Below are 3,772 nucleotides of genomic sequence, written 5' to 3'. Positions count from 1 at the left end.
GATGTTGGTCCCGCTCCCCCTGTTGCCCGCGGCGACGACGACCACGACGTCGTGTTCGAACGCGTACAGGAAGGCGTCGTCCCAGCTCGGGTCCCAGTCGAGGGTGTTGGTCGTGAAGGAGAGGTTGATGATGTCGGCGCCGTTGTCGACGGCCCAGCGCATGCCCTTGGCGACCTGCTCGGTGAACGGCACGCGCGCCGCCGCACCGAAGCCCACCGAGATCGACAGGAGGTTCGCCTCGGGGGCGACGCCGATCATGCCCGTACCGTCCGCGGCGCCTCGTCCCGCGGCCAACGACGCGACCCAGGAGCCGTGATTGCCATCGATCGCGCCGAGCGGCGTGCGTCCGTCGGGCGTCCCCGTGCCGGAGACGTCGGTGCCGCCGACCACCGCCTGATCGAAGACCCCGGGCACGCTCGCGATGCCCGTGTCGATCACGGCGATCGTCACGCCCTTCCCGCGCGTCGTGTGCCAGGCGTCGCGGATCCCCGCGCCGTCGAGCCAGTACTCCGATGCGCGAACGGGGTCGGAGGGATCGTCAGCAACGGGTGGAGGTGTCGGAGTGGGCGACGCCGTCGAGCCGAGGAGCAGCACGGATGCCAGGACCGCCGCGATCGCGACGGCGCCACGGAGCATCCGGCGCGGCCTCATGCCGACGAGTCCTCGACCTCACGCACAGCGGCGCCGGGGGCCTCGCAGCGGCAGCGGTCGGGCGACCAGGAGGACCGCTCGAGCGCCCGGTCCCCGATCGGGTTCACGCCGGGACCGGCAGCGAGAGCGTGCCCCGCCAGCGCGTGGAGGCACTTGACGCGGGTCGGCATGCCGCCAGCGGAGATGCCGTCGATCTCGCTGACGTCACCGAACTGCGCACGATCGGCGAGATACGCCTCGTGCGCCGAGAGGTACGCGGCCGCGACGTCTGCGTCGTCGGCGAGCAGGGCCGCCAGCTCGGGCATCACCTGCGTCGCCTCGAGCGTCGACATCGCCGCCGTCGCCGCCGGGTGGGTCAGGTAGTAGAAGGTGGGGAAGGGCGTGCCGTCGGGCAGCCGAGGCGTCGTCGCGACGACGGTGGGGTTGCCGCAGACGCACCGGGCGGCGATTCCGACGACACCGCGTGCGGGCCGCCCCAACTGGGCCGACACCACGGCGAGCTCGGCGGTCGTGGGGGCAGCGAAAGGCGGGGTGGTCACCCGTCCAGCGTACGGGAGACGACCGAGAGGATGCTCGAAGCAAGCCGCCGGGGCCGCCGCGTCACTCGCCGACGACGGCGGTGTCGCTGAGTCCCGCAGCCGTCAGACTGCGCAGCAGCTGGTGCATCCAGTCCGAGGGGGTCTCTTCGAGCGTGTCGCTGACCGGGGCCTGCTCCTGCGGGAGGGCGGCGGGGTCGATGTCGTTGTCGATGAGGTAGACGACCTCCCCCGGCTTCACGTAATAGAGACGCTCCCGGGCCTGGGTCGTGATGTACGCCGGATCACTCCAGCGTTCGCGCTCGTTCTCGAGCGCAGTGATCTCGTCCTGCGAGACCTGGATCGAGCTCTCGAGAGCCGCGATCTTCTGCCGCTGGTCGATGAACGTTCCGAGGGTGGGGACGAGCACCCACGCCCCCAGCACCACGAGCGACAGCATGATGACCGAGAACGCGGACAGGCGGATGCCGGAGGCCCACTCGCGCACATCGACGCGGCGCTCGGACGCCGCAGTGGAACGAGCGGAGCGCGTGGATCCGGATCGCGCGGAAGTCCCCGGCCGAGGCGTGCCCGGAGACGCCGAAGGAGGAGCCGGTCGTCGTGCCACGGCTCCTCCTCCGGGTTCGGCTCAGCGAGCCGGGTGAATCGTCTTCAGCTGCGCTCAGCCCTGGTAACGGGGGAAGGCGGAACGGCCCGCGAAGACCGCCGCGTCGCCCAGTTCCTCTTCGATGCGCAGAAGCTGATTGTACTTCGCGACGCGCTCGCTGCGCGCAGGCGCACCAGCCTTGATCTGTCCCGCGTTCGTCGCGACCACGAGGTCGGCGATCGTCGTGTCCTCGGTCTCGCCCGAGCGGTGCGACAGCATGGCCGTGTAGCCCGAGCGCTGCGCCAGGCTGACCGCGTCGAACGTCTCGGTGAGCGTTCCGATCTGGTTCACCTTGACGAGCAGCGAGTTCGCCACGCCGCGCTTGATGCCGTCGGCGAGGCGCGACGGGTTCGTGACGAACAGGTCGTCGCCGACGAGCTGCACCTTCGAGCCGAGGGCATCGGTGAGGAGCTTCCAGTTGTCCCAGTCGTCCTCGGCCAGCGCATCCTCGATCGTGACGATCGGGAAGTCGTTGACGAGGCCCTGGTAGTACTCGATCAGCTCGGGGCCGGTCCAGTCCTTGTTGTCGAGGCGGTAGACGCCGTCCGAGAAGAACTCGGTGGCGGCGACGTCGAGGCCGAGGGCGATCTCGGTGCCCGGCTTGAAGCCGGCCTTCTCGATCGCCTTGACGAGGAAGTCGAGGCCCTCGCGATTGCTGGGCAGGTCGGGGGCGAAGCCACCCTCGTCGCCGAGTCCGGTCGCGTAGCCGGCGGCCTTCAGCTCGCCGCGCAGGACGTGGTAGGTCTCGACGCCCCAGCGGAGCGCCTCGGAGTAGGTCTCGGCGCCGATCGGCGCGAGGAAGAACTCCTGCATGTCGATGCCGTTGTCGGCGTGCTCGCCACCGTTGATGACGTTGAAGAGCGGGACGGGCAGCACGTGCGCGTTGGGGCCGCCGAGGTAGCGGAACAGCGGCAGGTCGGCCGAGTCGGCCGCGGCCTTGGCGACGGCCAGGCTCACGCCGAGGATGGCGTTCGCGCCGGTGCGCTTCTTGTTCTCGGTGCCGTCGGTCTCGATGAGGATCTCGTCGACGATGCGCTGCTCGCTCGCCTCGACGCCCTCGAGGGCCGGGCCGAGCTCGTCGATGATGGCGTCGACGGCCTTGAGCACGCCCTTTCCGCCATAGCGGCTCTTGTCACCGTCACGCAGCTCGTACGCCTCGAATGCGCCGGTGGATGCACCGGACGGGACGGCGGCCCGCTGGACGACGCCGTCGTCGAGGAGCACCTCCACCTCGACGGTCGGGTTTCCGCGCGAGTCGAGAATCTCGCGTGCGCCTACAGCCTCGATCAGTGCCACTGATGTGCTCCTTGCTCAGAGAAAAGGTGTGTGGAGCGTCGTCGATCCGCGCCCCAGTCTAGCCCGCTCGAGCCCCGCACCCCGGGCCGGAGTCGAACGGTCACACGACCACGGCCAGCGCCACGCCGTCCCAGCCCTTGACACCCACGGTCTGCAGAGCCGTCGCGTCGAACCGAGGGTCCTCCCCCAGCATCCGCAGGCCGTCTCTGGTTCCGACGACCTTGGGATCGCTCGAATCCTCGCGGACGATCTCGCCCTCACGTCCGATGTTGTCGAGCACGATCACGGTGCCCGGTCGCCCGAGCTTCGCCGCCCAGTCGAGGTAGATCGTGTTCGATTCCTTGTCGGCGTCGATGAAGACCAGGTCGAAGCCGCCGACCAGGGTCGGCAGCACGTCGGCCCCCCGGCCGATCCGGATGTCGACGCGGTCGCCGACGCCCGCGGCATCGATGCTCGCCCGTGCGACCGCAGCGTTGTCGGCCTCGGCCTCGACCGTGACGACCCGCCCCTCCGGCCCGACCGCTCGGGCCAGCCAGATCGTCGAGTATCCACCCAGGGTGCCGATCTCGAGCACCCGGCGAGCGCCGCTGATCCGCGCGATCAGGTTGAGCAGCTTGCCCGAGACCGGCGCCACCTCGATCGC

At 70.0% G+C, this 3,772-nt stretch carries 5 protein-coding genes; all 5 read right to left on the bottom strand.

The window, feature by feature from the left end:
- Positions 1-636, bottom strand: a 636-nt coding sequence (locus RTM68_RS16255) for a S8 family serine peptidase (protein WP_312172902.1), incomplete at its 3' end; no start/stop codon positions are given.
- 11 nt (positions 637-647) lie between these two features.
- Positions 648-1,190, bottom strand: coding sequence for a DUF501 domain-containing protein (locus RTM68_RS16250; RefSeq protein WP_194764814.1), 543 nt, complete (start codon positions 1,188-1,190; stop codon positions 648-650).
- 61 nt (positions 1,191-1,251) lie between these two features.
- Positions 1,252-1,794, bottom strand: coding sequence for a septum formation initiator family protein (locus tag RTM68_RS16245; protein ID WP_312172899.1), 543 nt, complete (start codon positions 1,792-1,794; stop codon positions 1,252-1,254).
- Positions 1,795-1,848: 54 nt separating this feature from the next.
- Positions 1,849-3,129 carry a phosphopyruvate hydratase gene (gene eno / locus RTM68_RS16240; RefSeq protein ID WP_241797354.1) on the bottom strand — a complete coding sequence of 427 codons (1,281 nt, stop codon included), beginning with the start codon at positions 3,127-3,129 and terminating at the stop codon, positions 1,849-1,851.
- Between the two features lie 100 nt (positions 3,130-3,229).
- A partial coding sequence (locus tag RTM68_RS16235; RefSeq protein WP_312172896.1) for an O-methyltransferase occupies positions 3,230-3,772 on the bottom strand: 543 nt, incomplete at its 5' end.

Source organism: Microbacterium sp. (assembly GCF_031988965.1).
Taxonomy (GTDB): Bacteria; Actinomycetota; Actinomycetes; order Actinomycetales; family Microbacteriaceae; genus Microbacterium.
Note: the sequence above shows the minus strand (reverse complement) of the source record. Positions and strands in the feature narration are given on the sequence as shown.